The following is a 5,641-nucleotide window of genomic DNA, read 5'->3' as shown; positions in this document are numbered from 1 at the left end:
GGTTAAACAGCGATGGCCACCCATTTCTGGGTGGCCATCGTGAATGGTGTCCGGCGGTGTCCTACTCTCCCACAGGGTCCCCCCTGCAGTACCATCGGCGCTGAGAGTCTTAGCTTCCGGGTTCGGAATGTGACCGGGCGTTTCCCTCTCGCTATGGCCGCCGTAACCCTGGCGACACACGCACCCGAGGGCACATGGTCAAATCTGGGTTACACGCCGTGCGTGTATTCAATTGTTCCGCTCCTCCCGAAGGAGGATGCGGGGTGCCCGTCTTCTGGGAACCACAAAGTGGACGCAAGCAATCTCTGACCGCTCCTACCAGCCTTTACAACGGTATGAGTGTAGTGATTATCAAGTTATCGGCTTATTAGTACCGGTCAGCTCCGACAGTCTTTAGTCCTGTCTTCCACATCCGGCCTATCAACCCAGTCGTCTGGCTGGGAGCCTCTCCCCCGAAGGGATGGAAATCTCATCTCGAAGCCGGCTTCCCGCTTAGATGCTTTCAGCGGTTATCCGTTCCGAACGTAGCTAATCAGCGGTGCTCCTGGCGGAACAACTGACACACCAGAGGTTCGTCCATCCCGGTCCTCTCGTACTAGGGATAGATCTTCTCAAATTTCCTGCGCGCGCAGCGGATAGGGACCGAACTGTCTCACGACGTTCTAAACCCAGCTCGCGTACCGCTTTAATGGGCGAACAGCCCAACCCTTGGGACCTACTCCAGCCCCAGGATGCGACGAGCCGACATCGAGGTGCCAAACCATGCCGTCGATATGGACTCTTGGGCAAGATCAGCCTGTTATCCCCGAGGTACCTTTTATCCGTTGAGCGACAGCGCTTCCACAAGCCACTGCCGGATCACTAGTCCCGACTTTCGTCCCTGCTCGACTTGTCAGTCTCACAGTCAAGCTCCCTTGTGCACTTACACTCGCCACCTGATTGCCAACCAGGTTGAGGGAACCTTTGGGCGCCTCCGTTACTCTTTGGGAGGCAACCGCCCCAGTTAAACTACCCATCAGGCACTGTCCCTGAACCCGATTAGGGTCCGAAGTTAGATATCCAGAGTGACCAGAGTGGTATTTCAACAATGACTCCACGAACACTAGCGTGCCCGCTTCAACGTCTCCCACCTATCCTACACAAGCCACACCGAACACCAATACCAAACTATAGTAAAGGTCACGGGGTCTTTCCGTCCTGCTGCGCGTAACGAGCATCTTTACTCGTAATGCAATTTCGCCGAGTTCGCGGTTGAGACAGCTGGGAAGTCGTTACGCCATTCGTGCAGGTCGGAACTTACCCGACAAGGAATTTCGCTACCTTAGGATGGTTATAGTTACCACCGCCGTTTACTGGGGCTTAAATTCTCAGCTTCGCCTTGCGGCTAACCGTTCCTCTTAACCTTCCAGCACCGGGCAGGCGTCAGTCCGTATACATCGTCTTGCGACTTAGCACGGACCTGTGTTTTTAGTAAACAGTCGCTTCCCACTGGTCTCTGCGGCCATCGAACGCTCCCGGAGCAAGTCCGTTCACGCCTCAGGCCCCCCTTCTCCCGAAGTTACGGGGGCATTTTGCCGAGTTCCTTAACCACGATTCTCTCGATCTCCTTAGTATTCTCTACCTGACCACCTGAGTCGGTTTGGGGTACGGGCAGCTAGAACCTCGCGTCGATGCTTTTCTTGGCAGCATAGGATCACCGATTTCGACTTGCGTCTACCCATCAGATCTCAGGCTATATGAACGACGGATTTGCCTATCGTTCGCCCTACATCCTTAGACCGGGACAACCATCGCCCGGCTCGGCTACCTTCCTGCGTCACACCTGTTAATACGCTAAACGCACCAGCACGGGGTCGTACGCTAGGCCCAACGCTTCACCCCGAAGGGATCCATCAAAGGGATTCAGATACTTAGCACTACTGGATTGTCTTGGGCGGTTCTTCGCCGGTACGGGAATATCAACCCGTTGTCCATCGACTACGCCTGTCGGCCTCGCCTTAGGTCCCGACTTACCCAGGGAAGATTAGCTTGACCCTGGAACCCTTGGTCTTCCGGAGGACGGGTTTCTCACCCGTCTTTCGCTACTCATGCCTGCATTCTCACTCGTGTGGCATCCACGGCTGGTTCACACCGCCGCTTCACTCGCCACACGACGCTCTCCTACCCATCAACACGGCTGGACCACGAAGGCCTACCACTAATGTCAATGCCACAACTTCGGTGGCGTGCTTGAGCCCCGTTACATTGTCGGCGCGGAATCACTTGACCAGTGAGCTATTACGCACTCTTTCAAGGGTGGCTGCTTCTAAGCCAACCTCCTGGTTGTCTGTGCAACTCCACATCCTTTCCCACTTAGCACGCGCTTAGGGACCTTAGTTGGTGGTCTGGGTTGTTTCCCTCTCGACTATGAAGCTTATCCCCCACAGTCTCACTGCTGCGCTCTCACTTACCGGCATTCGGAGTTTGGCTGACGTCAGTAAGCTTTTGGGCCCCATCGGCCATCCAGTAGCTCTACCTCCGGCAAGAAACACGCAACGCTGCACCTAAATGCATTTCGGAGAGAACCAGCTATCACGAAGTTTGATTGGCCTTTCACCCCTATCCACAGCTCATCCCCTCCATTTTCAACTGAAGTGGGTTCGGTCCTCCACGACGTCTTACCGTCGCTTCAACCTGGCCATGGATAGATCACTTCGCTTCGGGTCTAGACCCTGCGACTGAATCGCCCTATTCGGACTCGCTTTCGCTACGGCTGCCCCACACGGGTTAACCTCGCCACAGAGCACTAACTCGCAGGCTCATTCTTCAAAAGGCACGCCGTCACCCCTACAAGGAGGCTCCGACGGTTTGTAAGCAAACGGTTTCAGGTACTATTTCACTCCCCTCCCGGGGTACTTTTCACCTTTCCCTCACGGTACTTGTCCGCTATCGGTCATCTGGGAGTATTTAGGCTTATCAGGTGGTCCTGACAGATTCACACGGGATTTCTCGGGCCCCGTGCTACTTGGGATACTCTTCACGCCATAACACCATTTCGACTACGGGGCTCGCACCCGCTCTGGCCAGGCGTTCAAACCTGTTCGTCTATGATGCGCTGTAACGTTCACCGGCCGGCAGACCGGAACGAAAAGTCCCACAACCCCGGCCATGCAACCCCTGCCGGGTATCACACATGACTCGGTTTAGCCTCTTCCGCGTTCGCTCGCCACTACTGACGGAATCACTGTTGTTTTCTCTTCCTGTGGGTACTGAGATGTTTCACTTCCCCACGTTCCCTCTACCCGCCCTATATATTCAGGCGGGAGTCACCAGGTCACCACAAGGGGCCTGGCGGGGTTTCCCCATTCGGAAATCCTCGGATCACAGCTCGTTTATCAGCTCCCCGAGGCTTATCGCAGATTACGACGTCCTTCTTCGGCTCCAGATGCCAAGGCATTCACCGTTTGCTCTTATGAACTTGCTAATCACATGAGTTAAGAAACTACAACTCGAAAAGTTGCAGATCCAATGATTTGCATGACCGCAGCCCGAAAGCCGCGCCATGCGAATCTTGTCGATCCACGACCGAAGCCGTGAATCTAAGATGCTCGCGTCCACTGTGTAGTTCTCAAAATACGGGCGGTATCCCTCTCCCACACACCCAGGCGTGAGAAAAGGATCCGGAGAGTCGACCCCGCCACCCGAAGGCAGCCGGCCCGGTCCCTCAGGACCCAACAGCGTGCATGTACCCGACTCCACCGCCCCGACGCGTTCCCAACCCGAAGGCTGTACTGACGCGAGACGATCTCACCGAGCACCTAGTTCAATGTTCCACCCATGAGCTACCAGCAAAGACATTCGCTTTGATCTGGCGCCTGGAACACCCTGCGGTGTCCAGATGCTCCTTAGAAAGGAGGTGATCCAGCCGCACCTTCCGGTACGGCTACCTTGTTACGACTTAGTCCTAATCACCGATCCCACCTTCGACAGCTCCCTCCTTGCGGTTAGGCCACTGGCTTCGGGTGTTACCGACTTTCATGACTTGACGGGCGGTGTGTACAAGGCCCGGGAACGTATTCACCGCAGCGTTGCTGATCTGCGATTACTAGCGACTCCGACTTCATGAGGTCGAGTTGCAGACCTCAATCCGAACTGAGACCGGCTTTTTGGGATTCGCTCCACCTTACGGTATCGCAGCCCTTTGTACCGGCCATTGTAGCATGCGTGAAGCCCAAGACATAAGGGGCATGATGATTTGACGTCATCCCCACCTTCCTCCGAGTTGACCCCGGCAGTCTCCTATGAGTTCCCACCATGACGTGCTGGCAACATAGAACGAGGGTTGCGCTCGTTGCGGGACTTAACCCAACATCTCACGACACGAGCTGACGACAACCATGCACCACCTGTATACCGACCTTGCGGGGCAACCATTTCTGGAAGTTTCCGGTATATGTCAAGCCTTGGTAAGGTTCTTCGCGTTGCATCGAATTAATCCGCATGCTCCGCCGCTTGTGCGGGCCCCCGTCAATTCCTTTGAGTTTTAGCCTTGCGGCCGTACTCCCCAGGCGGGGAACTTAATGCGTTAGCTGCGACACGGAGACCGTGGAAAGGTCCCCACATCTAGTTCCCAACGTTTACGGCGTGGACTACCAGGGTATCTAATCCTGTTCGCTCCCCACGCTTTCGCTCCTCAGCGTCAGTAACGGCCCAGAGAACTGCCTTCGCCATCGGTGTTCCTCCTGATATCTGCGCATTCCACCGCTACACCAGGAATTCCATTCTCCCCTACCGCACTCTAGTCTGCCCGTACCCACTGCAGGCCCGAGGTTGAGCCTCGGGTTTTCACAGCAGACGCGACAAACCGCCTACGAGCTCTTTACGCCCAATAATTCCGGACAACGCTTGCACCCTACGTATTACCGCGGCTGCTGGCACGTAGTTAGCCGGTGCTTTTTCTGCAGGTACCGTCAAGCCGAAGCCCTTCTTCCCTACTAAAAGAGGTTTACAACCCGAAGGCCGTCATCCCCCACGCGGCGTTGCTGCATCAGGCTTTCGCCCATTGTGCAATATTCCCCACTGCTGCCTCCCGTAGGAGTCTGGGCCGTGTCTCAGTCCCAGTGTGGCCGGTCACCCTCTCAGGCCGGCTACCCGTCGTCGCCTTGGTGAGCCATTACCTCACCAACTAGCTGATAGGCCGCGAGTCCATCCTTGACCGAAAAACTTTCCACCCGCACCCGATGCCGGGGCAGGTCGTATCCGGTATTAGACGCCGTTTCCAGCGCTTATCCCAGAGTCAAGGGCAGGTTACTCACGTGTTACTCACCCGTTCGCCACTAATCCGCCCAGCAAGCTGGGCTTCATCGTTCGACTTGCATGTGTTAAGCACGCCGCCAGCGTTCGTCCTGAGCCAGGATCAAACTCTCCGTAAAAAAATTACGACCCCCAACCCCGAAGAGAAGGGGAGTCAAGTTTGACCTCTAGCAAATAAGACATCTCTCCGACCCGAAAACCGGAAGCTGACATCAATTTCCAAAGGAATCCCAACCCGATCCGAAGATCAAGGCCGGGGTATAAAATTGGCATTGAACATAGTGCACGCTGTTGAGTTCTCAAGAATCGGACACATCCCGCCTCCACACCAGAACGGTGCTTCACAACG

The 5,641-nt window shown here is 55.5% G+C and carries 3 rRNA genes; all 3 read right to left on the bottom strand.

The annotated features are described in order from the left end of the window. Window positions 1-48: 48 nt before the first annotated feature. A 5S ribosomal RNA gene (gene rrf, locus C5D50_RS16180) occupies window positions 49-165 on the bottom strand. Between the two features lie 182 nt (window positions 166-347). Beyond that, window positions 348-3,463 (bottom strand): 23S ribosomal RNA (locus tag C5D50_RS16175). A 425-nt stretch (window positions 3,464-3,888) separates the two neighbouring features. After that, window positions 3,889-5,411 (bottom strand): 16S ribosomal RNA (locus C5D50_RS16170). The 16S, 23S and 5S rRNA genes sit together here, the layout of an rRNA operon. Window positions 5,412-5,641 lie beyond the last annotated feature (230 nt).

This window comes from Rathayibacter sp. RFBD1, from assembly GCF_002932915.1.
Lineage (GTDB): Bacteria > Actinomycetota > Actinomycetes > Actinomycetales > Microbacteriaceae > Rathayibacter.
Note: the sequence above shows the minus strand (reverse complement) of the source record. Positions and strands in the feature narration are given on the sequence as shown.